The organism is Rhizobium sp. K33, assembly GCF_056501445.1.
In genome coordinates this window covers 1,980,420-2,004,353 of record NZ_CP096478.1, presented here as the reverse complement: position 1 = coordinate 2,004,353, position 23,934 = coordinate 1,980,420, and the positions used below count along the sequence as shown (strand labels likewise).

The 23,934-nt window shown below is 61.9% G+C and carries 24 protein-coding genes; 9 read left to right on the top strand and 15 right to left on the bottom strand.

The features are described 5' to 3' along the window. Window positions 1–2,157 carry an NAD-dependent DNA ligase LigA gene (gene ligA, locus M1E12_RS09980; RefSeq protein ID WP_479564587.1) on the top strand — a complete coding sequence of 719 codons (2,157 nt, stop codon included), beginning with the start codon at window positions 1–3 and terminating at the stop codon, window positions 2,155–2,157. Here ligA and M1E12_RS09975 read toward each other — a convergent pair whose 3' ends face one another. The 5 genes from M1E12_RS09975 to M1E12_RS09955 form a co-directional block, all read right to left on the bottom strand. Next, window positions 2,158–3,003, bottom strand: coding sequence for a GGDEF domain-containing protein (locus M1E12_RS09975; RefSeq protein ID WP_479564586.1), 846 nt, complete (start codon window positions 3,001–3,003; stop codon window positions 2,158–2,160). Window positions 3,004–3,248: 245 nt separating this feature from the next. Then, window positions 3,249–3,653 (bottom strand): TIGR02588 family protein, encoded by a 405-nt coding sequence (locus M1E12_RS09970; protein ID WP_479564585.1) that lies wholly within the window; start codon window positions 3,651–3,653, stop codon window positions 3,249–3,251. A 10-nt stretch (window positions 3,654–3,663) separates the two neighbouring features. Further along, window positions 3,664–4,524: a TIGR02587 family membrane protein gene (locus M1E12_RS09965; RefSeq protein WP_310242326.1), complete on the bottom strand. Its 861-nt coding sequence runs from the start codon at window positions 4,522–4,524 to the stop codon at window positions 3,664–3,666. Window positions 4,525–4,652: 128 nt separating this feature from the next. Then, window positions 4,653–6,719, bottom strand: a complete 2,067-nt coding sequence (locus M1E12_RS09960; RefSeq protein WP_479564584.1) for a DEAD/DEAH box helicase — start codon at window positions 6,717–6,719, stop codon at window positions 4,653–4,655. Between the two features lie 171 nt (window positions 6,720–6,890). Beyond that, a complete protein-coding gene (locus tag M1E12_RS09955; protein ID WP_479564583.1) occupies window positions 6,891–7,427 on the bottom strand; it encodes a GNAT family N-acetyltransferase in 537 nt (178 codons plus the stop codon). 246 nt (window positions 7,428–7,673) lie between these two features. Here M1E12_RS09955 and M1E12_RS09950 point away from each other — a divergent pair, with 246 nt between their 5' ends. Both M1E12_RS09950 and M1E12_RS09945 read left to right on the top strand, forming a co-directional pair. After that, a complete protein-coding gene (locus M1E12_RS09950; RefSeq protein WP_136543026.1) occupies window positions 7,674–8,312 on the top strand; it encodes a 3'-5' exonuclease in 639 nt (212 codons plus the stop codon). Window positions 8,313–8,358: 46 nt separating this feature from the next. Beyond that, window positions 8,359–8,847: a CreA family protein gene (locus M1E12_RS09945; RefSeq protein WP_113460820.1), complete on the top strand. Its 489-nt coding sequence runs from the start codon at window positions 8,359–8,361 to the stop codon at window positions 8,845–8,847. 210 nt (window positions 8,848–9,057) lie between these two features. Here M1E12_RS09945 and M1E12_RS09940 read toward each other — a convergent pair whose 3' ends face one another. The 4 genes from M1E12_RS09940 to M1E12_RS09925 form a co-directional block, all read right to left on the bottom strand. Then, the gene (locus M1E12_RS09940) at window positions 9,058–9,417 is read right to left on the bottom strand and encodes a hypothetical protein (protein WP_113460821.1); all 360 of its coding nucleotides are present in this window, start codon (window positions 9,415–9,417) and stop codon (window positions 9,058–9,060) included. Between the two features lie 219 nt (window positions 9,418–9,636). After that, complete coding sequence (locus M1E12_RS09935) at window positions 9,637–10,101, bottom strand: chemotaxis protein CheW (RefSeq protein ID WP_006725961.1); 465 nt, start codon at window positions 10,099–10,101, stop codon at window positions 9,637–9,639. 2 nt (window positions 10,102–10,103) lie between these two features. Next, entirely contained in the window at window positions 10,104–12,071 is a 1,968-nt protein-coding gene (locus M1E12_RS09930) for a methyl-accepting chemotaxis protein (protein ID WP_479564582.1), read from the bottom strand. Window positions 12,072–12,263: 192 nt separating this feature from the next. Then, window positions 12,264–13,052 (bottom strand): DUF2189 domain-containing protein, encoded by a 789-nt coding sequence (locus M1E12_RS09925; RefSeq protein ID WP_310242337.1) that lies wholly within the window; start codon window positions 13,050–13,052, stop codon window positions 12,264–12,266. Window positions 13,053–13,189: 137 nt separating this feature from the next. On the opposite strand from M1E12_RS09925, the gene M1E12_RS09920 reads away from it, so the two are divergent. The 3 genes from M1E12_RS09920 (at window position 13,190) to M1E12_RS09910 (ending at window position 15,039) form a co-directional block, all read left to right on the top strand. Beyond that, the gene (locus M1E12_RS09920) at window positions 13,190–13,345 is read left to right on the top strand and encodes a hypothetical protein (RefSeq protein ID WP_479564581.1); all 156 of its coding nucleotides are present in this window, start codon (window positions 13,190–13,192) and stop codon (window positions 13,343–13,345) included. 122 nt (window positions 13,346–13,467) lie between these two features. Beyond that, entirely contained in the window at window positions 13,468–14,067 is a 600-nt protein-coding gene (locus M1E12_RS09915) for an SCO family protein (RefSeq protein ID WP_479564580.1), read from the top strand. Between the two features lie 87 nt (window positions 14,068–14,154). Further along, on the top strand, window positions 14,155–15,039 hold the full coding sequence (locus tag M1E12_RS09910; RefSeq protein ID WP_113460824.1) for a 50S ribosomal protein L11 methyltransferase: 885 nt from the start codon (window positions 14,155–14,157) through the stop codon (window positions 15,037–15,039). Between the two features lie 150 nt (window positions 15,040–15,189). On the opposite strand, the gene M1E12_RS09905 is transcribed toward M1E12_RS09910, so the two are convergent. Then, the gene (locus tag M1E12_RS09905; protein ID WP_168801322.1) at window positions 15,190–15,363 is read right to left on the bottom strand and encodes a hypothetical protein; all 174 of its coding nucleotides are present in this window, start codon (window positions 15,361–15,363) and stop codon (window positions 15,190–15,192) included. A 262-nt stretch (window positions 15,364–15,625) separates the two neighbouring features. On the opposite strand from M1E12_RS09905, the gene M1E12_RS09900 reads away from it, so the two are divergent. Continuing rightward, window positions 15,626–17,461: an aminopeptidase P family protein gene (locus M1E12_RS09900; protein ID WP_479564579.1), complete on the top strand. Its 1,836-nt coding sequence runs from the start codon at window positions 15,626–15,628 to the stop codon at window positions 17,459–17,461. 3 nt (window positions 17,462–17,464) lie between these two features. On the opposite strand, the gene M1E12_RS09895 is transcribed toward M1E12_RS09900, so the two are convergent. Further along, a complete protein-coding gene (locus M1E12_RS09895) occupies window positions 17,465–17,776 on the bottom strand; it encodes an AzlD family protein (RefSeq protein WP_113460826.1) in 312 nt (103 codons plus the stop codon). Next, window positions 17,773–18,480: an AzlC family ABC transporter permease gene (locus M1E12_RS09890; protein WP_479564578.1), complete on the bottom strand. Its 708-nt coding sequence runs from the start codon at window positions 18,478–18,480 to the stop codon at window positions 17,773–17,775. The genes M1E12_RS09895 and M1E12_RS09890 overlap by 4 nt, the downstream gene beginning before the upstream one ends. Before the next feature lie 161 nt (window positions 18,481–18,641). Between M1E12_RS09890 and M1E12_RS09885 the strand changes: the two genes are divergently transcribed. Then, window positions 18,642–18,890 carry a DUF2164 domain-containing protein gene (locus M1E12_RS09885; protein WP_479564577.1) on the top strand — a complete coding sequence of 83 codons (249 nt, stop codon included), beginning with the start codon at window positions 18,642–18,644 and terminating at the stop codon, window positions 18,888–18,890. Here M1E12_RS09885 and panB read toward each other — a convergent pair whose 3' ends face one another. From panB to pncA, 3 genes are all read right to left on the bottom strand, one after another. Beyond that, complete coding sequence (gene panB / locus M1E12_RS09880; protein WP_479564576.1) at window positions 18,891–19,718, bottom strand: 3-methyl-2-oxobutanoate hydroxymethyltransferase; 828 nt, start codon at window positions 19,716–19,718, stop codon at window positions 18,891–18,893. A gap of 1 nt (window position 19,719) precedes the next feature. Then, window positions 19,720–20,592: a pantoate--beta-alanine ligase gene (gene panC / locus M1E12_RS09875; protein WP_479564575.1), complete on the bottom strand. Its 873-nt coding sequence runs from the start codon at window positions 20,590–20,592 to the stop codon at window positions 19,720–19,722. Between the two features lie 89 nt (window positions 20,593–20,681). Then, on the bottom strand, window positions 20,682–21,308 hold the full coding sequence (pncA, locus tag M1E12_RS09870) for a bifunctional nicotinamidase/pyrazinamidase (protein WP_479564574.1): 627 nt from the start codon (window positions 21,306–21,308) through the stop codon (window positions 20,682–20,684). Between the two features lie 193 nt (window positions 21,309–21,501). Between pncA and M1E12_RS09865 the strand changes: the two genes are divergently transcribed. After that, window positions 21,502–23,841: a glucose/quinate/shikimate family membrane-bound PQQ-dependent dehydrogenase gene (locus tag M1E12_RS09865; RefSeq protein WP_479564573.1), complete on the top strand. Its 2,340-nt coding sequence runs from the start codon at window positions 21,502–21,504 to the stop codon at window positions 23,839–23,841. Window positions 23,842–23,934: the final 93 nt, after the last annotated feature.

The window sequence follows — 23,934 nt, the reverse complement described above, 5'->3', positions numbered from 1 at the left end:
ATGGCCGTTGACACCATTCCCGTCGAAACCCTGAGCGAGGAGCAGGCGAAGGCCGAGCTGCAGCGGCTGGCGGCAGAGATCGCGCATCACGATGCGCTCTATCATGGCAAGGACAAGCCCGAGATCTCGGATGCGGATTACGACGCGCTGAAGCGGCGCAATGATGCGATCGAGGCGCAGTTTCCGGGGCTCGTTCGCACCGACAGCCCGTCACAGCGGGTGGGTGCAGCGCCCGCCGGCATCTTTGCCCAGGTGACGCATGCGCGGCCGATGCTGTCGCTCGACAACACCTTTTCCGACGAAGACGTGCAGGATTTCGTCTCTTCCGTCTACCGTTTCCTCGGGCAGATGCCCGACAACTCGATTGCCTTTACCGCCGAGCCGAAGATCGACGGCCTGTCGATGTCGCTGCGCTACGAGAACCGCAAGCTGGTGACAGCGGCGACCCGCGGCGACGGGACGACCGGCGAGAACGTTACGGCGAACATCCGCACGATCCGCGAGATCCCGAACGAGCTGCCTGCCGATGCCCCCGATATCGTCGAGGTGCGTGGTGAAGTCTATATGGCGAAATCCGACTTCATGGCGCTCAACGCGCAGATGGAGGCCGAGGGCAAGCAGACCTACGTGAACCCGCGCAACACGGCCTCCGGATCGCTGCGTCAGCTCGATCCGAAGGTGACGGCAAGCCGCAAGCTGCGGTTCTTCGCCTATGCCTGGGGCGAAATGAGCCAGATGCCGGCCGAGACGCAGTGGGAGATGGTACATGTCTTCGGTCGCTGGGGGTTCCCGATCAATCCGCTGACCGAGCGGCTCTCGTCGGTTCAGGCGATCCTGGACCACTACCGCGAAATCGGTTTGCAGCGACCGGATCTGGATTACGACATCGACGGTGTCGTCTATAAGGTCGACCGGCTCGATCTGCAGGCGCGTCTCGGCTTCCGTTCGCGGTCGCCGCGCTGGGCCACTGCTCACAAGTTTCCCGCCGAACAGGCCTTCACCACGGTCGAGGCCATCGACATCCAGGTCGGCCGCACCGGAGCGCTGACGCCCGTGGCGCGCCTGACGCCGATTACGGTCGGTGGTGTCGTGGTGACGAATGCCACGCTCCACAACGCCGATTATATCGAAGGCATCGGCAATTCCGGTCAGCGGATCCGCCCCGAAGAGCATGACATCCGCATCGGCGATACCGTCATCGTGCAGCGGGCGGGGGATGTCATTCCGCAGGTGTTGGATGTGGTCCTGGAGAAGCGCCCCGCGGAGGCGAGCCGCTATGTCTTCCCGAAGACGTGCCCCGTCTGCGGCAGTCACGCCGTGCGGGAGAAGAATGAAAAGACCGGCAAGCTCGATTCCGTAACGCGCTGCACCGGTGGCTTCGTTTGCCGGGCTCAGGCCGTCGAGCACATCAAGCATTTCGTCTCTCGCAACGCCTTCGACATCGAGGGGCTTGGCACCAAGCAAGTCGATTTCTTCTTCGAAAGCGACGATCCCGCGCTGATGATCCGGACGGCGCCCGATATTTTCACCCTCAAGGCGCGGCAGGAGCGCTCGCTCACCAAGCTTGAAAACATCGAAGGTTTCGGCCGGGTCAGTGTGCGCAAGCTTTTCGAGGCGATCGATGCCCGGCGCGAGATCGCCCTCAACCGCTTCATCTTCGCGCTCGGCATCCGCCATGTGGGCGAGACGACGGCAAAGCTCCTGGCTCGCTCCTATGGCAGCTATGCTGCCTTCGCAGAGGCGATGCAGGCGGCTGGCTCGAAGTTCGGTGATGCCTGGAACGATCTGAACAGCATCGACGGCATCGGCGAAGTGGTGGCAGCCTCGATTGTCGAGTTCTTCAAGGAGCCGCGCAATCTTGAGGTCGTCGAGAGGCTTCTGAGCGAAGTGACGCCGCTGGATGCCGAGGCAGCCGTCGTCAGCGACAGTCCGGTTGCCGGCAAGACTGTTGTCTTTACGGGCTCGCTCGAGCGCTTCACGCGTGACGAGGCCAAGGCGCGTGCCGAGGGGCTCGGGGCGAAGGTGGCAGGCTCGGTGTCGAAGAAGACGGATTATGTCGTTGCCGGGCCCGGTGCTGGCTCCAAGCTCGACAAGGCCCGTGAACTCGGCGTCGAAGTCATGAGCGAGGACGAGTGGCTCGCTCTGATCGGTGGGTGATCAGGCAAGGCTCATGGCAGCGGTTGTGAGGTCGAGGCTCGTCGGTTCCACCGGGGCGCCGCGGGGAAGCTCCCGCTCCAGCACGATGCGATTGCGGCCGGATGACTTGGCGGCGTAGAGCGCACGGTCTGCGGCCGCGTAGACTGCCGAAAAATCCCGCATCGGCGTGATGTCGGCAAGGCCGCCGGAAACGGTGACCGCGATCGACTGGTGGAAAGCTTCGATCAGGCGGTTCGCGATCGAGCGCCTGATGCGTTCCGCCGTCGAGACGACTTCGGCAAATTCGCAGTCCTGGAAGAGAATGGCGAATTCCTCACCGCCGATGCGCGCGACCAGGTGGCTTGGTCCGACGATCTCGGTCAGCGTGGCTGCCACGGAAATGATGACATCGTCACCCGCCATATGACCGTAGCGGTCGTTGATCTGTTTGAAGCGGTCGATGTCGAGGATCAGAAGATGGCCGCGCTCGACCTGCGAGAGATCATCGATAAAGGCCCGGCGGTTGAGCAGGCCAGACAGCATGTCCGTCCGGCTCAACTGGCGAAATTCGCGCCGGGTGCGGGCGAGGTGGATGACGGCGTAGCCCATGTAGAGGCTGCACAGCATCGTCAGCACGAAGGCAACGACGATAGCGATGCTGCAGCCGATGGCCATGTCGCGCCACAGGGGATTGAGCAGCAGGTCGAAGGCATGCATGACAGCCAGCATGCCCGCCACCATGAAGCAGGCAATGATGGAGTTGCGGATGGACAGTCGATTGGCGAAACGGATGACGGCGTTCCAGTTGTCGAACTCCGTCAGTCCAATGTCCTGGATGACCCAAGCTTCGATCTGCTTCTTCAACATCGGTGCGACCACACAATAAGACTTGAGGTTAAATTCTTTCGCGACGCGAACTACTGTCAGCGCCGTCTTCCATCATAAAATCTGTGTGGCCCCGTGCCCCGCGGCCGCATGATGTCAAGGTGACGAATGCAACCTGAGGAGTAAAGTCTTCATCTGCATTTCTACTAGTCTTAATCCCTTAAAAATTAAGGTTGGATGAATCTGTAACTCAGGATTGCATCTTCATCCGTGTCGAAACGGCACAGTCACGGTTCTGTGAACCCGGTCGGTACAACTTCCAGTCCAAAAGACGTCGGGTCCTGCTTGAAGATCAGGCCGCCACGCGAGGTTGAACCGGCCGCCACATAGTCGAAGGTCGTCTGCGCTTCCTCCACCATGGCGTCTCCCTCTGTGAGCGTCGCTTTGACGTCCACGGCGGCTGCCGCCTGATCGCCGTCATTGCTCACTTCGATCATGACGCGCCAGCCGGAGGACAAGGGCGCGACGTCAAGGACCTTGGCCGAGAGCTCAGGCGGACGGTCCCGCGTCGTTGCCGCTTCAAAGAGGAGCCAGCCGATCATGGCGAGGATCATCACTGTGGCGATCAGGCCGGTTGCCCACTCAATCCAATGCGACCTGACCTGTTCCATGTTCTTTTTGCTGCTTGTCATGTCGGATCCCTCACAACACCAGGCGGGCTGCGGCCGCGCCGATGGCAGCCGGGAAGCCGAGGACGATGATCGTCAGAAGGGCTTCGGTCGCGCCAAGGTCGTCCAGCCGGCCGAAGGTCCACAGGGTGTAGAGGCTGACCGCGAGGGCAACGAGATAACCCGGCACGGTGAAGCGAAAGAAGGCGTGCCAGGCGGGTGTTCCCTCATCCAGACTGTGGCTTCCCTTGAAGGCGAGTGCGTAGACGAAGCCGTGCATCAGCATGAGCGACAGAGCGAGCAAGACGAGCGCGTGCCACACCGTCATCTTGTAGGCAAGCAGGATCATCTCTTCCGTCGGGGCAAGGTTCAGGGAGAGGTAAAGCGCACCGACCGCCATCATGAAGAGTTCGGTGATGTAACTGGTCTCGGGCGTGTCGGCGGGATCGTCGTCCTCATCGTCATCGTCGTCACTCATGCTCAACTGGCTTCGACCGAGCAAGGCACCGATGCTTGCGGGTACCGACTGCAGGGCGATCATGCCGATCCACTGATGCGGTGACATATCCGGCTTGATGACACCGAGCAGTGCTAGGATCAGGGCGCTCGCTGCAATTCCCATCCCGTAGGCCACGACCGCATCGCGCGCGGATTCGCGCCAGGTCGCCGTGCGCTCGAAGCCGATGCGGTGGGACAGGCCGACGAGCAGAGGGATGTTCAGGAGGAGCAGGAGAAGCAGCCGTTCCCGCTCCATGTAGAAGCCGAGGAACCACATCTCCATCGTCATCAGCATCGGAAGCGAGAAGAGCAGGGCGCCGGCGATGCCGCGCGCCAGTCCGACCAGGAAGCGATTGAGCCGCTTCGCATCGTCGTTTTCGTCATCGATTGCTGTCATAATCGCACCGTCCCTTGCCGCGCGGGGAATGCGCGAGGGACGATGCTTGTTCCATTTCGCGGTCGCTCATGAAGGGCGACCGCGCTTATCGCTTGAGGGCTGCGCAGTGCTCGCGCTGGCTTCCGCCGTCAGCCTTTCGGCTTGAAGCTCTTCTTCTTGAGGCCGCCGCTGCCGCCGCGATCGTCGAACTTGCCCTTGGGCTTGCCGCCGAATGCCGGCTTGTCACCTTTCGGCTTTCCGGTCCATTCGGGCTTGGCTGGCTTGTCCCAGGCGTTGGAGGCGCCTTTCGGTTTCTTCTTGAAGGAGGGCTTGTCGTCGCTCCAATCGGACCGCTTGGGCTTCGGCGCATCGCCCCAGACGTCGGCATCGGTTACGGCCATGGCGTCGCGCGGGCGGGCAGGGCCATCGTCCTTGCGGGCGTAGGGTTTCTTGTCGCCGAACTGCTTCTTCTCGCCGAAGGGCTTCTTGTCGCCGTAAGCCTTCTTTTCACCGTAAGGCTTGCGATCGCCATTGTCGCGCGGCGGGCGGGGAGCGCGCTCCTTCGGCGGCGCGCTGAAATCGGGCATGCCCGGAAGCTGCGCGAGCGTGATGCCGCGCTCCAGCGCCTTGTTGGGGCCGAGTGCGCCGAGGAAGGTGTCGAGCGCGCTTTCGGCGATTTCGACGAAGGTCTCCTCCGGCTGCATCTTGATCGCGCCGATCTCGTTCTTGGTGATGTTGCCATTGCGGCAGAGCATCGGGATCAGCCAGCGCGGCTCGGCATTCTGGCGACGGCCGACGGAAACCGAGAACCAGACGCTGGGACCGAAGTCGCCGCGCGGCTTGGTGGCGGCATTCGACGGGTTGGCGTAGTCAGGCTCCTTGCGAGCCTTGCCGGCGTCCAGGCTGACGGGGATCAGGTCTTCCGGTGCCGAGCGATTGCCACGCTGCAGGCGCAGGAAGGCGGCTGCCACCTGTTCGGCGCCATGGGTCGCGATCAGCGCCTCGACCATCTGGGCCTCGTCCTCGGAAATCGCTTCGGTCAGCGAGGGATCGGCCATCAGGCGCTCGTCGTCGCGGGCCTGGACTTCGTCAGCCGACGGCGGCAGTGCCCAAGTTGGGCGGACATTGGCGCCAGCGAGCAGGCGCTCCGCCTTGCGGCGCGCGCTGTTCGGCACGATGAGGGCGGAGACACCCTTGTTGCCGGCACGCCCGGTGCGGCCCGAACGGTGCAGCAGGGTTTCGGAGTTGGTTGGCAGATCGGCATGGATGACGAGCTCGAGGCCGGGCAGGTCGATGCCGCGTGCTGCGACATCGGTCGCGATGCAGACGCGGGCCCGGCCGTCACGCATGGCCTGAAGCGCATGGGTACGCTCGTTCTGCGAGAGCTCGCCCGACAGAGCCACGACGGAGAAGCCACGATTGTGCAGGCGGGCGGTCAGGTGGTTGACGGCTGCGCGTGTCGAGCAGAAGACAATGGCATTGCGCGCCTCATAGAAGCGCAGGACGTTGATGATCGCGTTCTCCCGGTCGGGATTGGCGACGGGCAGGGCCCGGTATTCGATGTCGACGTGCTGCTTCTTTTCCGAAACCGTCTCGATACGGCGGGCGTCACGCTGGTAGCTCTTGGCAAGATCGGCGATCGAGCGCGGGACCGTTGCCGAGAACATCAGGGTGCGGCGGTCATCCGGCGATTCCTCGAGGATGAATTCAAGGTCTTCGCGGAAACCGAGGTCGAGCATCTCGTCGGCCTCGTCGAGCACGACGACGCGCATCTGCGACAGATCGAGGGCGCCACGAGTGATGTGGTCGCGCAGGCGGCCCGGCGTGCCAACGACGATATGGGCACCGCGCTCCAACGCGCGCCGCTCATTGCGGATATCCATGCCGCCGACGCAGGAGCCAATGATTGCACCGGTTTCGGCATAAAGCCATTCCAGTTCGCGCTTGACCTGCATCGCGAGTTCGCGCGTCGGCGCAATCGCGAGCGCAAGCGGGGTGCCAGCGCGGTCAAAGCGGCCGCTGTCTGGAATGATGGTCGGGGCCATTGCGAGCCCGAATGCCACGGTCTTGCCGGAGCCGGTCTGGGCAGAAACGAGCGCATCGCGACCTTCGAGGTCGGGGTCGATCATGGCCTGCTGCACGGGGGTCAGGGTCTCGTAGCCGCGCTTGCGCAAGGCCTCGGCGATCGCCGGGACGATGGCGTCGAAATCAGTCATGGAGTGGTCTTTCGAATGTGATGGATGATGCGGGCCAAAGCGCCGCGCCCGCCGGTTGCGGGTATGTTGGCGCTGTTCCTACTCGCCTCCACCCCGAAAGTCGAGGGGGAGGCGAGCAAAAGGCGCGATATGGTGAAGGCGAGGATGACCCAGTGCGCTCGCCTCTAGGCCTCACGTGCGCAGGCGTGCCATCGCGAGCGCATCGACATACTCGCCGGCGCGGAAGCCGTAGTCCTTCATCTTGCCCTCGACCGCAAAACCGAAGCGCTCGTAAAGCGCGATCGCCGCCGCGTTGTCGGCATAGACGGTCAGTTCGAGACGCCGCAGGTTCAGCCAGTCGTCTGCCATTGCAACCGCTTCGCCAAGCAGGGCGCGGCCGATGCCGCGACGGCGATAGTCATCGTGGACGCCCATGCCGATCGTGGCTGCATGCGCGCGTCGACCTTTGCCTGGCAACCAGGCGATGTCGCCAACTAAGACGCCATCGAGCAGAGCCACGAGGCTTGTGACGCCGCTTGCTTGTTGTTCGATGCCGCGCCTGATCTCCTCGACGCTCTCGAAGGGAAGCCGCATGGTGCCCCAACGATAGCCCTGAAGATTATGCAGTTCAGCCACGGCCGACGCGTCTGCAACCGACCGCGCCCTGATTGTCAGGCCTTCCGGCCATGGCTCTTCATTCTGTCGTGTGATGGGCTTCTGCTTCGACATCTCTCTCTCCTTCAGGAATGGCGGGAGAGCGAGATCCAGACGCCTGCTCTGCCGCAGGGCGTCCGGGTCGGTGCCTTCTATCGACGCAACCTGACCCGCACACCCTCAAGGGAGGTGAGCACGAGGTAGGTCATCACGGTGGTCGAATGAATGGACATGACAGGACGATGCCCAAGTGCTGGCATAAGGTCAAGGCGATCGGCGCGTGCCTTGTTCGAATCCGCCGGAGGATTTAAAGCATCGTGGATGCAGATTTCTCCTTATCCCGGCAAAACCATTGCGATCGACTTCGAGACTGCGACCGAGGCCCGGGCGAGCGCCTGTTCGGTGGGGCTCGCCTTCATCGAGAATGGTCGGGTGGTGCGTGTCGAGGAACGGCTGATCCGGCCGCCCGGCAATCGCTACTCGCCGTTCAACATCGCGATCCATGGAATCCGTCCTGAGCATACCGCTCACGCCCCTGATTTTGCCGATGTGATGGCTGAATTCGCGGGAGATTTCGAGGGCGCGCGGATGATCGCGCATAACGCGTCCTTCGATTTCTCGGTTTTGAGAGCCTGCCTCGATCTCTGTGGCCTCGAATATCCGGAGCTGTCCTATCTGTGCAGCGTCAAGCTTGCCCAGCGTCACTGGCCGGATCTCGGTTCGCATCGGCTGAATATTCTCGCTGCTCACCTAGGCCTGACCTTCGCGCACCACAATGCCGCAGAGGATGCTCGGATCTGCGCGGAGGCTTGCCTTGCAATGGCGGCGGAGGCGGAACTCGCCGATATCTTCGATCTGGCGGTGAAACTCGGCCTCAATGTCGGCCGGTTGAACCGCCGCGGCTACGAGCCATGCTCCTTTGCGCGCAAGCCAAGACGGGCTGTTGCCTTGCAAGCGTGATGCGGCGCCTTATCTTTGGGACAGCGTTCACAAAGGAGTGATGAACATGTCCCTGAAGCATATCCTTGCCGCCGCTGCTGTAACGGCTGCGACTGCCCTGCCAGTGGCTGCCGAAGTTGTCGGCAAGGTCGGGGTCGACTGGGTCGGCAATGATATCGTTGTTGAAGCGGTCACCGACCCGGAAGTGAAGGGCGTCACCTGCCATGTCACCTATTTCGACCGGTCGATCATCGATCGGCTTTCCAAGGGAAACTGGTTCGAGGATCCCTCCAACAACTCCATCGCCTGCCGCCAGACGGGGCCGATCGAGATTGGCAATATCGATCTTTCGGAGGATGGCGAGGAGGTTTTCCGCGAGGGGCTTTCGATCATCTGGAAGTCGCTGGTCGTCAACCGGATCTACGACAAAGAAAACGATACCCTGATCTATCTCGCCCATTCGCGGCAGGTCGTGGAAGGATCGGCAAAGATGGCCATTTCGACGGTGCCGCTCTTCAACCAGAATGTCGTCTGGGCCAACGGGAAGCCGAAGTAACAGACCAGTTTTGGGGGGAATGGACTGAGTGTGGCCCTGTGTGACGGGCGTCACTTTCACGTCCGCCAGCCCTTCTTCATTCATGCGCGACCGGCACCGCGTTACCCCCAATTTCGCAGCCGGTCGGAGCGGTAACCTGTTCGCCTCTCCACGCAAAGACGCCCTGGAGCCTTACGGATCCAGGGCGTTATTGGAAGTCGCTAGTGCGACTTACTTGACGTATACGACCTTACCGCCGTTGGCTGCAGTTTCAACGTCGATGACGTTCATGGTCTCGATGCTCTTTTCCTGCAGAGCTGCCATGATGGCCGGGTCAGCGCTTGCCTCTGCCTGGGCTTCAGCCATGGCGCTCTGGTCGTTGACCATTGCTTCCAGGCGGGTGTGCTGCTGACGGTCCTGGTCATTGTTCAGGCTGTCGAGATAGACGATGTTCACGCCTTCGGTCATCGTCGTGGAATTCGTGGTGGTCGTGGTGTCAACCATCGGATCAGCGGTCTGGGCCAGTGCCACGCCCGAGAAGGACGCGATAGACATTGCACCGGCGAGCGCGAGTTTAACGGCAGAATTCATGATATTTCTCCTTGGTTTCCTTTCAGAAACTTCCGCGTCGTCGGAAGCACTGGAGAAACGTCCGGAGCCGGACAGAGTTCCGTATGCTTTAAAATAACTATTGACTAAAACGTGTTTATCTGTCGCCGGAAAATTTGGAACTTTTCGGCCTGACCTTTTGCACAAACGGGAACGAGCCCCGACACGGTCGAGGCTCCTTCCGGGGAAGAGTGGGTACGCTCAGGCAGCCTGAGCGAGTTCGTCGGCGATGACGGTGTCGAGGTTGAGGAAGCAGACCATCGACTTCTCAAGAGCGACGATGCCGCGGCAGAAGGCGCGCTGGGCTTCCGGAATGATTTCCGGTGCCGGCTGCAGATCTTCGCTCTTGATCGTCATCATGTCGGAAACCTGTTCGACCAGAAGGCCCACCAGCTTGCCGGCAATGTCGGTCACGATGATCGCTGCACGTTCGGACGGTTCCGTCATCTTCATGCCGAGGCGGCATGCCATGTCGATAACCGGGATCACGGCGCCGCGCAGGTTGATCAGGCCGAGAACGTAGGGCGGCGTGTGCGGCATCGGGGTCACCGGCGCCCAGCCACGGATTTCGCGGATGGCCATGATGTCGATGCAGAATTCCTGGTCGCCGAGATGGAAGGATACGATTTCCAGATAGGCGCCCGACTGTTTGATGGCATTGCTCATGTTCAGAACTCTTCCCAGTGTTCTTGTGCTGCGGCAGCAGGTGTTGTTGCCGAAGCGGTCCGGTTGAATGATCCCGCAACCTTGTTCATCAGGGCCCGTGCGGGAGACGGTCTCTGAGGGGAGGCGGTGCGCGCTGCCTCCTGCTGTTGGCCATGAGCAGGTCCGTCCAAGTTCACCTTGAACTGGCCGACGAGGCGCGAAAGGTTTTCCGCATCACTCGCCAGCGTATGGCTCGCCGCATTGGTCTGCTCCACCATCGCGGCATTCTGTTGCGTGACCTGGTCCATCTGTCCGACGGCTGAATTGATCTCGCTCAGTCCAACAGATTGTTCTCTCGCGCTGGTAACGATTGCCTTAACGTGCTCGTTAATTCGTAAAACATCTTCGCCAATGCGGTGCAGGGCCTCGCCGGTTGCTGTCACCAATTCGACGCCGGAGCGCACTTCGTCGCTCGATCGGCCAACGAGGGTCTTGATGTCGTGGGCGGCTTCTGCAGCTCTTCCGGCGAGCGCGCGGACTTCCTGGGCAACAACTGCAAAGCCCTTGCCGGCGTCGCCGGCGCGTGCCGCCTCGACACCTGCGTTGAGTGCGAGAAGGTTGGTCTGGAAGGCGATTTCGTCGATGACGTTGATGATCTTGCCGATCTCGTCGGTCGCTCCTTCGATTCGTTCCATGGCGGCCATGGCGTCGTTGACGACTTCGCCCGACTTTTCTGCATAGTCTTTGGCGTTGTCGACCATGTGGCTGGCTTCTTCGGCGCGGTCGAAGGCGGTCTTCACGGTTTCGGTGATCTCCGAGAGGGCCGCCGAGGTTTCCTCGAGCGACGCCGCCTGTTGCTCGGTGCGGCGCGCGAGGTCGTCCGCTGCGCTGCGCATCTGCTGGCTGTTGGCGTAGATCGAACTGCTGTTCGTCGAGATCTCGGTCATGACCCGTTTCAGGTTAGTCGATACCTCATTGAAGTCCGTGCGGAGGCGCTCGAGATCGGCCGGGAAGGGGCCTGTGATCGTCGTGCAGAGGTCGCCGTTCGAGAGGCGCATCAGACCTTCGCCAAGCGCATCGACTGCAAGCTTCAGAGCCCGCGTGTCGGCTTCCATGGCGGCCGTGCGGCTTTCGCGCTCGGCCTCGTTCTGCTGACGCTGGGCTCGGCTCGTTTCTTCAAGCTCCCGCTTCTCGATCGCGGCCTTGCGGAACAGGTCGGCTGACCGGGCCATGCCGCCGATCTCGTCGTGCCGCTCGGTGCCGTCGACATGGGCATCGTAATCGCCGTCTGTGATGCGCTGCATGCTGTTGCGAACCAAGCGGATGCCGTTGGCAATCGAGTTGCCGTGAATGAACTGCAGCGCGATGACGGTAAAGAAGGCGAGGCTCCCGAGCCCGAGCTGGAACGTCAGGGCCTGGTCGCTGCGGCTGGTCGCTTCCTTTGCGTATTCCTCGACGAGGTTGCCGCCGAGGGCGGAGAGATTGTTGAGCACGCTGCCCAGGCGCTCCCCCGCACCATCAATGGCGTCGTCGATCGCGGCATAGTCTTCTTCCGGCGCGCCGGTCTCGACCATGCGCTTCAGATCGACCTGAATGGCCTGGGTCACGGTTTTCAGGTCGTCGGCATAGGTGCCGACTTCGCCGGGAACGCCGGCCTCTGTCGCCACGGTGGTAAGAACCGGAATGCCGTCTGTCAAAAGTGCCACAGCGGCGTTGATGATGTCGACGCGTTCCGGCTGGATGGCCCCTTCGCCCCGGTCGATGATGGTGTCCATGGCCGCCAGAACCATGTTGGCATTGGCCAGACGCATCTCGTTGATCGTCTCGACCTCGTTCTTGATCTCGATCGAATCGTGGATGGCGGTGGAGATCCGCGCATTCTGGTACCAGCCGACCGCCAGCATCGAGCCGATGCCGATCACTCCGGCAGCGCCGAGTGTCATCAGGCGCTGCCTGACGGTCAGGTCTCTACCCAAGATGAAATTGAACATTGTGCTCCCCAGCTCCGATCCGGCCGCCCTTGCGGACCGGTGACGTTACATGCGCAGACCGGGGAGCCGTCTCCTGGTGGACAATCATGTCCGCCTGGCTATGTGAGCCAGAACGCTTACAAAGAATCCCGAATATTAGTTAATCTCGAACTAATCCCGCTAAATTCCGAAGAACTGGACGGCGACGAGCGGCTAAGTTGCTGTGATTGCACGGCGATAAAGATGCCATGTGGCATGCCCGGCGACCGGCAGGACCACCAAAAGCCCGAGAAACAGGGGAATCAGCGAAAGGATAGACAGTGCCGCGACGATGACGCCGAAGGCGAGCATCGGCGCCGGATTGTCGATTACGGTGCGCATGCTCGTCAGCATGGCAGTGACGAAATCGACGTCGTGATCCAGAAGCAGCGGCATGGAGATCACCGTGGCGGTGAAGAGGATCGTCGCCAGAACGGCCCCGACGACCGTTCCGACGGTCAGGAACAGCAGCCCCGGCGGCGTGGTCAGCACGACGTCGACGAAAGCATCCAGCGTTGCCGGAATGCGGAAGCCGAGAAAGAGAGCCATCAGCAGCCGAACCTGATAGATCCAGATCCAGAAGATGAAGAGGACGACAAAGGCCATCCAGGAAAGCTGCCGTTCCCGCTGGCGGAAGACTTCGGCGAGAACCGCTTTCCAGCTGATCGCCTCGCCCTTCTGATTGCGGCGACTGATCTCGTAAAGCCCGACGGCGACGAAAGGGCCGATCAGGGGAAAGCCGATCGCGACGGGGATGATCATCCAGGGCAGGTGATAATAGGTCAGCATCACCGCAATGAAGAGGCCGCCGAGCGCGTAGATCGCGCCGAAGAACAACCCGAACGTGGGATAGCTGCGGAAGTCGCGCCAGCCATCGGCGAAGGCCGCCTTCACGTCATCCATGCGCAGCCGGTTGATCTGCAGTTTCGGCAATGTGCCACGGTCGAGTGCCTGCTGTTCCATTGGTCCCTCCCAAGACGTCCGGTCCTGCGACAATCTGTCAGCAAATGATGATTCTGTTCCTTGATAACCGTCAAGTCGCAACTGCGTGCATCACTTTCTTCGGTGTCATCCTGAATGAAATGCGCTAGAATGACTGCATGGCAGAGGCTGTACGCTCACATCGATGGTTGCCCTTGACGGCCCTGTTCCTGGCAGGGGCGCTGTTCACGCTTGCCGTTTTCGTGGGCTGGATGCGCTATGACGGCGATATCTTCCTGACGCTGATCGAGAGTGGGCTCGCCTACTGCTTCTGAATGCGCTTGAGTCCCGTGACAAATCCGCGCTCGTCGCTCTTTCCACACCGAGTTGAATTGCCTCCCGATGCAGAGCGGTTTATCCGCCTTGGCCAGGAATTGTTATGCAAGGAACTGCCAGCATGAAAACAGTCAGGATCGTCTTGTGGGCCGCAGTTGTCGTGATGGCAGGTGTCCTCGGCTGGCTGACCTATCAGGTCACGCAGTCGGACCAGACGATTGCGGAGGCGCCCTTCGGTGTGCCGTTCCAGCTGGTCGACCAGAATGGCCAACCGATCACGGAGCAGGCCTTCCGCGGAAAGCCGACGGCGCTGTTCTTCGGCTTCACCCATTGCCCCGAAGTATGCCCGACGACGCTGTTCGAACTCGATGGCTGGCTGAAGCAGGTGGATCCCAATGCGAGCGGCCTCCAAGCCTATTTCGTCACCGTAGACCCGGAGCGTGATACGCCCGAGATCCTCGGCCGGTATATCTCAAATGTCACCGACCGGGTTACAGGCATTGCTGGCGATCCGGCGAAGATTGCCGAAGTCGTAAAAGGCTTCCGCGTCTATGCGAAAAAGATCCCGCTCGACGAAAGCCAGCCCGACGGCGACTACACCATGGACCATACGGCCTCGGTCTTCTTGCTGGACGCTGAGGGACGCTTCAAGGGCACGATCGCTTATGGTGAGAATCCCGACACGGCGATCAAGAAGCTCGAAAACCTGATGAAGGGCTGAGCGGCCTCAAGCCCATGAAGGTTGCCTTGGGGGCGATTGCGTTGTACCGCAACCGCTTGCGCACCTGACCATCAAGGATAATCGATCGTGGCTGAAATCCGCCTCTATGTGACCTGCACCGAAAAGGACGCCAACCGGATCCTCGATCTGATGAGCTTTGCCTTCGGCGAAGAGGATTATGCGATCGCCACCACTGAGGTGGATGAAAAAGCCGACATCTGGGAAGCCTCGATCTATCTGATGGGCGACCAGGAAGAGGAGGTCGCGCCCCGGGTGGAGGCTTTGCTGGCGGACGAATATCCCGACGCCAAGATCGAGCGGGAAGTGATCCCGGACATCGACTGGATCGCGAAGTCACTCGAAGGCTTGAAGCCGGTCCGGGCAGGGCGCTTCCTGGTGCATGGCTCGCATGACCGCGACAAGGTTCAGAGCCATGATGTTGCAATCGAGATCGACGCAGGCCAGGCCTTCGGCACGGGGCATCACGGGACCACGGCAGGCTGCCTCGAAGTCATCGAAAAGGTTGTTCGGTCCCGCAAGGTGCGCAACGCGCTCGATCTCGGGACCGGCAGCGGCGTGCTGGCGATTGCCGTGCGCAAGCTGCTTCCGGTGCCGGTGCTTGCGACCGATATCGATCCGATCGCGGTTCGGGTTGCCAAGGAGAATGCGCGGCGCAACCAGGTGGTCGACGGCATCGACTTCCGCACGGCGCCCGGCTTCCACTCCACAGCCTTCCGCGAGCATGGTCCGTTCGACCTGATCATCGCCAATATCCTGGCGCGGCCGCTGATCAAGATGGCGCCGCAACTGGTCACGCATCTCGCACCCCATGGATCGGTCGTTCTGTCAGGGATCCTGGCCGAGCAGCGCTGGAAGGTGATCGCGGCCTATAGCGGCGAGGGGCTCTCCCATGTGAAGACCATCTGGCGCAATGGCTGGGTGACCATTCACTTCACGCAAGGGAAGGGCTGAGACGTAACGTCAGCCTCGCCCGGAAATGGAAAAGGCGGCCCGCTGGGAGCCGCCTTTTTGGCATCGGCATCATGCCGCGCCGAAATCCGCGAGCGTGGGAGGAGCGCTCAAGCGGATGCTAGGTTTGTGGTCGTATCCGACCGCCGCTGATCAGATGATCGAGCGCTGATGCGGGCGGCGACGCAGTTCGTCGCGTGTCAGACCCATGGCGGCCAGCGATGCGTCGTCAAGCGACAGCAGGGCGCCCGTGGCATAGAGATCGGCACGGCGCTGGCGTGCCTCAACAAGATTGTTCAGGGCAGTACGCAGGAAAGACTTGGCCATCTCTCGGTTCCTTTTCGGTTTCGGACGCATCACTCTGCGTCATCGATGATCCTGATATAGTCGGATCCGATACGTTCAGTCAGAGGGCTTGAAGCACGGGAGGCCTGCGCTTGTTGCATAGCAACATAAGGGTTGCCTGAAATTGCGGCATATCTGATTTAGATGATCGGCAATTGCCCTGGAACGATGCGCCGGTGGTGGTGAGGGCGTTGACGCCTTGCTATAAGAGAACACAGATTCAGCAACCAGCGCAGGCCAATCCATGTTTCAGTCCTTTGACGTCAAGTCTACGCCGCATCACGGCAAGTCGAGAATCGCAGCGCTGCGTGCGCTGCTTGGCGAACTCGGCATCGATGGGCTGCTCGTCCCGCGCTCGGACGAGTATCTTGGCGAATACGTACCGGAGTCGGCCGAACGGCTTGCCTGGGCAACGGGCTTTACCGGCTCGGCAGGCATGTTGATGGTCACGGAAGCACTGGCCGTCGTTTTCGTCGACGGCCGCTATGTGACGCAGCTTGCCCAGCAGGTGGACCCGGAAGTCTTCACCGGCGGCGATCTGGTCGGCGAGCCGCCGCACAAATGGATCGAGAACCGGGCGCCGAAGGGCTTTCGTCTCGGCATTGACCCCTGGATGCATACCGGCGCTGAAGTCCGGCGGCTGGAAAAGGCGCTGGCCGACAAGGGCGGAAGCCTGGTCATGCTGCCCTTCAACCCCGTCGACCGTTTGTGGACGGACCGCCCGGCGGAGCCGAAGGGCGCGGTGATGATCCAGTCGCTCAATCATGCGGGTGCCTCGGCTGCCGACAAGCTGAAGAAGATCGCTGCCGATCTTTCTGAGAAGAATCTCGCGGCCGTCCTGATCTCCGATCCATCCTCGGTCGCCTGGATTTTCAATCTGCGCGGCAATGACGTGCCGCATACACCGCATCCGCTGTCGCGCGCGATCATCAAGTCGGATGGCTCGGCCGAGCTCTTTCTCGACAGCGCCAAGACCAATCTCGAGGTCGAGAATTACCTCCGCGATCTCTGTGAACAGGTGGACCCCGCAGTCTTACCGGAGCGACTGGCGCGCGTGGCGCGCGATGGCGCCCGCATTCTGGTCGATCCCGATCTGGCTCCTCATGCCCTGTCGCGCATGATCCGGGAGAGCGGCGGCGACGTGGTCGAAGGCAATGACCCGGCAAAGCTCGGCCGCGCGGTCAAGAATATGGTGGAGCTCAACGGGTCGGCTGCCGCTCATCTTCAGGATGGTGTAGCCATGGTCGAGTTCCTGCACTGGTTCGACGAACAGCCGCATGGCAGCCTGACCGAAATCGCGGCCGCCCGGAAGCTGGAAGCGGTACGCGCCGCCGTTGGCGAGCGGATGCAGAATCCGCTCAAAGACATCTCCTTCGACACCATCTCCGGTGCCGGCGAGAATGCGGCGATCATGCATTACCGCGTGACGACGGAGAGCGATCGGCAGATCCGCTCCGGCGAGATGTTCCTCATCGATTCCGGCGCACAATATGTGAACGGCACCACGGACATCACGCGCACACTTGCCGTCGGCGCGGTGTCCGACGAACAGAAACGCTTCTTCACGCTTGCACTGAAGGGCATGATTGCGATCAGCACGGCGCGTTTCCCCAAGGGCACGCGCGGATGCGATCTCGATCCGTTGGCGCGCATCGCGCTGTGGAAGGCCGGTGCCGATTTTGCCCATGGCACGGGCCACGGCGTCGGCTCCTATCTCTCGGTTCACGAAGGCCCGCAGCGCATTGCCCGGCTTTCGACGCAGGAACTTCTGCCCGGCATGATCCTGTCGAATGAGCCCGGCTATTACCGTCCGGGCAGCTTCGGCATCCGGATCGAGAACCTGATCTATGTGCGCGAGGCAGAACCGATCGAGGGCGGCGACCAGCCGATGCTCGGCTTCGAAACGCTGACCTTCGTGCCGATCGACCGCAATCTGATCGTCGAGGACCTGCTGACGCGTGACGAGCTGCAATGGCTCGATGCCTATCATGCGAAGACCCGGGAAGAGCTCTCTCCGCTCATCTCGGACGCCGCGACCCGCCAGTGGCTGGAACAGGCAACGGCGCCCTTCAGGCGCTAAAGGTCATCCGAGGAACTGGCGCATCAGCATGACGGCGGCCCAGCCGCCGATCAGCATCGGGATTGGCGGATAGCGCAAACCGATCAGGAAGGCCGCCACCATGGCGACCTTCACGTCGATTTCGCCGTAGAAGAAGGCGGGCGCGACGAGTGTCGTCAGAACCGCGGCCGGTACCGCATTCAAGGCTGCTTCCAGCCGCGGCGGCATCTGTTTCAGCCGCTTCACCAGGATGTAGCCGCCGATACGGGTGACGAACGTGGCTGCGGCCGCGGCCGCGATCAACAGCGTCATGTAAGGTGTAAGGAGGGTGGTCATCGTGTCGCCTCCTCGGGCCCGGTCTGCTGCGGTGGTGGCAATAGAGCCGCCAGGAGGACGCCTGCCAGAGCGCCGACGCTGATGTGCCACGGAGAGCCGATCAGGTGCTGCGCCACCACGGACACCACGGCGCTGACGATCACGATCAGCAGGAAATTGCTGCGTTTGCGGAAGCCGAGCACGAGGCCAAGGAAGTAGATCGGCAGGAGCACGTCGATGCCCCAGTCTGCCGGGTCACCCATGGCCTTGCCGACAAGTCCGCCGACCGCGGTCAGTGCCACCCAAGGCACGTAGATCATCGCGCCGAAGCCAAGATACCATGGGAAGGAAACGCTGCGGCCACTCTCGCCGCGCGCCAGCGTTTCGGCGAATTGCGGGTCGGTCAGCAGGAAGAAGCTCAGGAGCTTCTGGGGTAGGGTGAAGTGATCCATGAACGGCGTGATTGCCGCCGAATAGAGGATGTGGCGGAAGTTCACCGCGAGGATGGACAACACGACGACCCACATCGGCACCGACTGCCCGAAGAGCTCGATGCCGACGAGCTGGCTTGCGCCCGCATAGACCGTGGCGCTCATCAGGGCAGCTTCGGCGACCGTCTGGCCGTTCGCCACCGCGACAGCGCCGAACAAGACGGCGAAGGGGCCGGCAGATATGATCATGGGAAGGGCTTTGAGTGCGCCTTCGGTGAAGTCTGATCGGGACATGCTGTAAGTTCTCACGTTCAACCGTTGGCTAACCGCTGTCGGCATGTCCGACAAACCAATTCCGCTGATGGAACGACCATCGGTGTTGATGCATGGGATTGCCATCCGGCCAGGATCTCAGTCTTGTCGAAAAGTTGCATCCGGCCTGGAGGGAAGGGTAGATGGAGAAGGATCTTATCAGTCGCGAGGACAAGGAGCGGCTGTTGCTCAGGGTCCAGCGTCACCTGTCCGACGAGGCAGAAGTCGATTTGGGTCGCTTCGAGATCGAATCGCTCGTCGACCTCGTGGCGCGGCTGATCGGGCCGCACTTCTACAACAAGGGCCTTCGGGATGCCCAGGCACTGCTTGCCCGGCAGGTCGATCAGATCAACGACGCATTCTACGAAATGGAGCGTTTGCCCGAGGCGTGACTACTTCTTCGGCCGGATTTGGAACGTGTGCTCCTGGCCCGGGAAGACGCGGTCCTTGACCTCGGCGGCATAGTCGCTGGCGGCCTTGTCGATGACGTCGGCCAGTTCGCTGTAATGCTTCACGAAGCGCGGCTTGAATTCGTTGAACAGGCCCAGCATGTCGTCCGAGACCAGGATCTGACCGTCGCAGGCCGGCGACGCGCCGATGCCGATGGTTGCTGCCTTCACCGTGGCCGAAATCTCACGCGCCAGCGGCTCGACGGTTCCCTCGATGACCATGGCAAAGGCGCCGGCTTCATCGATCGCCTTGGCATCGCGGCGGATCTTGTCTTGCTCGGCTTCGCTGTGGCCCTTGGAGCGGTAGCCGCCCGAGGTGTTCACCTGCTGCGGCATCAGGCCGATATGGCCGAAGACCGGCACACCGCGCGAGACGAGAAAGTCGACGGTTTCGGCCATTTCCGCGCCGCCCTCGAGCTTCACGCCGTCGCAGCCGGTTTCCTTCATCAGGCGCACGGCGTTGCGGAAGGCCTGCTCCTTGCTCTCCTGATAAGAGCCGAAGGGCAGATCAACGATGACGCAGGCGCGGGTTGCGCCGCGCATGGTCGCCTGGCCGTGGGCCACCATCATGTCCATGGTGACGCCGACGGTCGTGTCCATGCCGTAAAGCACCATGCCCAGGCTGTCGCCGACCAGCAGCAGGTCGCAATGGCGGTCCAGAATGCGGGCGATCGGCGTCGTATAGGCGGTCAGCGAGACGATCGGCCGGACGCCCTTAAGGGCCGTGATGTCGGCTGGAGTGAAACGCTTCTGGCGGGGTGGTGTGCTCATGTCAGGCGGCCTCCATGCCGGTGGCGGCCGCTTGGCCGATGATGCGGTTGTCGAGAAGTTTGGTCTTGCCGAAACGCACATAGAGAAGAACCAGCGCGGTCTCATTGACCGTCTCGATCCGCTCCAGTGTGCGTGGGTGGCGAATGGCGACGACTTCCGGTTCGGCCAGGGGTTCGCTTCGCAGGAACTCGATCAGCTTGGCTTCCAGGGTCGCGACATCGCGGATCCCGGTCAGCAACAGGTGCTCGGCTTCGGCCAGCGTCTTGGGGACGATCACGGCAGCGGCGCGCTCCTCGGGCGAGAGATAGACATTGCGCGACGAGCAGGCGAGGCCATCGGCTTCCCGGACGGTTGCAACCGGCACGACGCGAACGGGCTGCGCCAGATCCTCGACCATCTTCTGGATGATCGTGACCTGCTGATAGTCCTTCTCGCCGAAATAGGCGCTGTCCGGCTGAACAATGTTGAAGAGCTTGGTGACTACGGTCGCGACACCGGCGAAATGGCCGGGGCGAGCCTCGCCTTCGAGTTCGGAGCCCAACTTCGGCAGGTCGACCACCGTCTGCATGGGCTCGGGATACATGTCCTCGACACCGGGTGCGAAGAGAATGTCGGTGCCTGCCTCTTCCAGCATGGCGCTGTCGCGGGCGAGGTCGCGCGGATACTTTTCGAGATCCTCGTTCTTTCCGAATTGCAGCGGATTGACGAAGATCGAGACGACGGTCACGTCGTTTTCAGACTTGGCGCGTCCGACAAGGCTCAGGTGCCCCTGATGCAGATAACCCATCGTGGGCACAAAGCCGATCGTCTGGCCGGCACGGCGGCGGGGCGCGAGCTTCTGTCGCAAAGCGGCGATCGTGGTTACGATTTCCATGACCGGCGTCCTCCCTGTCTTCTCGTTGGCTCGGCTCTAGCGCTTGCCGAGAAAAAAGGCAATCGCACGAATCCTTTGCAGAAACTTCCTCAGAAACCGATTCGGCTGCTGTCGACCATCTCGACACCGGCTGCGCGCATAGCGTCCATCGCCTCCTTAACGCCCTCAGGATCGATTCCGCGGCAGCCGTCCTCGATCACGCGGACCTTGACGCCGGGCAGCATGTCGACGGCATCCAGTCCTGAGAATTTGACGCAGTAATCGGTCGCGAGCCCCATGATGTCGAGTTCGGTGACGTCCTTGTTCTTCAGCCACTCGGCGAGGCCCGTCAGCGCAGCCTTGTCGTTGTCGCGGAAGGCGGAGTAGCTGTCGACAAGGGGGTTCTCGCCCTTGCGCTGCACGAAGTCGATCCTGGTGGTGTCTAGATCCGGATGGAAGTCGGCGTCTGCCGTTTCCTGCACGCAGTGGTCCGGCCACATGACCTGAGGCTGCCCGGACAGCTCACCCATGTCGAAGGGTTTCTTGCCCGGATGCTGGGAGGCGAAACTGCCGTGATTGGCTGGATGCCAGTCCTGGGAGGCGACGATGAGATCGTAGGCGCCGCTTGCCATCAGACGGTTCGCGACAGGCACGACCGCATCGCCCTCGGCGACCGGCAGGTTTCCGCCGGGGCAGAAGCCATTCTGGATGTCGATGAGCAGCAGAGCCTTGGTCATGATCGCACGTCCTCTCTTGTGCGGCGCAAGATGGCAATCGAGCGCTTCGGGATCAAGGCCATTTCGCTGGATTTCGACGCCGGATGTGAAAATGGAACAATCACGCTTTTGCCACGTTCGGCCCTCGTGGTTGTTCCCGCGATCCTGATGGCGCGGGACGGACTTTCCATCTCGCAATACGATTGGAATCGGTATGTTTCTCACTATCACCGCTGTCATCTTCGGCGTGTTGGGCCTTGTGCTCGGCGTCGGTGGCGCTCAGCTCGTGCTGCTCGGCGGCAGCCCATACTTCCTGATCGCCGGGCTCGTCTTTCTCGGCACGGCTCTGCTGCTTTTCCTGCGCCGGGTCGAGGCGCTTTGGCTTTATGGCCTCTTCATTCTCGGCAGCCTCATTTGGGCCGTCTCCGAAGTCGGGCTCGACTGGTGGCAGCTTGGTCCGCGAGGCGGGCTGATCGTCGTTCTCGGCCTCTGGCTGATGCTGCCTGCCATCCGTCGCCGGCTTGGCCCGGCCGATCGTCGGCTCCGTGTGGCGGCAGGGCTTCTGCCGCTTGCCGTGCCGGTCGTAATCGCGACGATCGTTGCTCTCATCTCGCTCTTCACCGACTCCTATGACCGCAATGGCTCGCTTCCGACCGAGCAGGTGGCCGCAGCTCCCGAGCTCGGCGGCGATGTGCCCGACAGCGACTGGCATCAGTATGGCCGCACGCCGTACGGTCAGCGCTACTCGCCGCTCACGCAGATCGACACGGACAACGTGCAGGACTTGAAGATCGCCTGGACCTACCAGACGGGTGACGTGAAGCTGCCGGAAGATGTGGGCGAGACGACCTATCAGGTCACGCCGCTCAAGGTGGACGACACGCTTTACCTCTGCACGCCCCACAACTGGGCGATCGCTGTTGATGCCGAGACCGGCCAGGAAAAGTGGAAATACGATCCCAATGCGGGTCTTGAGCCCGACCGCCAGCACCAGACGTGCCGCGGTGTGACCTATTACCGGGACCCGGCCGCCACGGAAGGCACGGTTTGCGCAGAACGGGTCTACCTGCCGACGTCGGATGCCCGTCTCATCGCACTCGACGCCGACACGGGTGCCATCTGCGAGAGCTTCGCGGACGGTGGCACGCTGCGGCTCGAGCAGAACATGCCGTACAACCCGGCCGGCTACTACTACTCGACTTCTCCGCCGGTCATTGCTGCCGGCAAGATCATCATCGGCGGCGCCGTCAACGACAACTACTCGACCCAGTCGCCGTCGGGCGTCATTCGCGCCTTCGACGTCGATACCGGCGAACTCGTCTGGAACTGGGACAGCGGCAACCCGACCGAAACGGCGCCGATCGGCCCCGACGAGACCTATACGGCGAACTCGCCGAACAGCTGGTCGATCTTCTCGGTCGATGAGGCGCTCGGTCTCGTCTACATCCCGCTCGGCAATCAGGTTCCCGACCAGCTCGGCATGGGACGCAGCGAAAGTGTGGAGAAGTATTCCTCCTCGATCGTCGCGCTCGACATCAATACCGGACAGGATCGCTGGGTACGTCAGACCGTGCACCACGACCTCTGGGACATGGACGTGCCCGCCCAGCCGGTGCTGCTCGATCTGACCAACGAGAATGGCGAACAGACGCCGGCCCTTGTCGGCCCGACGAAGCAGGGTGACATCTATGTTCTCGATCGCCGGACTGGTGAACCGATCATCCCGGTGCGCGAGATCGAGGCCCCTGGCGGTGCGATCCCGGAAGACTTCACATCGCCGACGCAGCCGATCTCGGACCTTACCTTCCGTCCGCAGACGATGACCGAAAGCAACATGTGGGGTCTGACGATCATCGACCAGATGATGTGCCGCATCCAGTTCCACCAGCTGAAATACGAGGGCCAGTACACGCCGCCTTCTCTCGAAGGCACGCTGGTCTATCCCGGCAATTTCGGGACGTTCAACTGGGGCTCGGTCGCGGTTGATCCTGAGCGGCAGGTGATGTTCGGCATGCCGACCTATTTGGCCTTCACCTCGAAGCTCGTTCCGCGCTCGGAAATCCCGCCGAAGGAAGAGGGTGCCACGGGTTCGGAGCAGGGGCTGAACCGCAATGAGGGCGCGCCTTACGGCGTCGTCATGGGCCCCTTCTTGTCGCCGCTCGGCATTCCCTGCCAGGCGCCGCCGTGGGGCACGATTGCGGGCGTCGATCTGAGAACCGGTCAGATCGCCTATCAGAAGCGCAATGGCACGGTCTACGACATGACGCCGCTGCCGCTGCCGTTCAAGGTCGGCGTACCCGGTATCGGTGGTCCGATGATCACCAAGGGTGGCGTCGCCTTCCTCGGTGCCGCCGTCGACAACTACCTGCGGGCTTATAACCTGACGACGGGTGAGCAGCTCTGGGAGAGCCGACTGCCGGCCGGAGGCCAGGCGACCCCGATGACCTACGCGCTCGACAACGGCAAGCAGTATGTCGTGATGGTGGCCGGTGGACACGGCTCCGTCGGCACCACACCAGGCGATTATGTCATCGCCTATACGCTTCCGGACTGACGGTCGCGACCCACAATCGAACCCGCCCACCGCTGTGGGCGGGTTCACTTTCGGCACACTTCGGCGTGTCCGGTCTTGGCGCGAAACGGAACG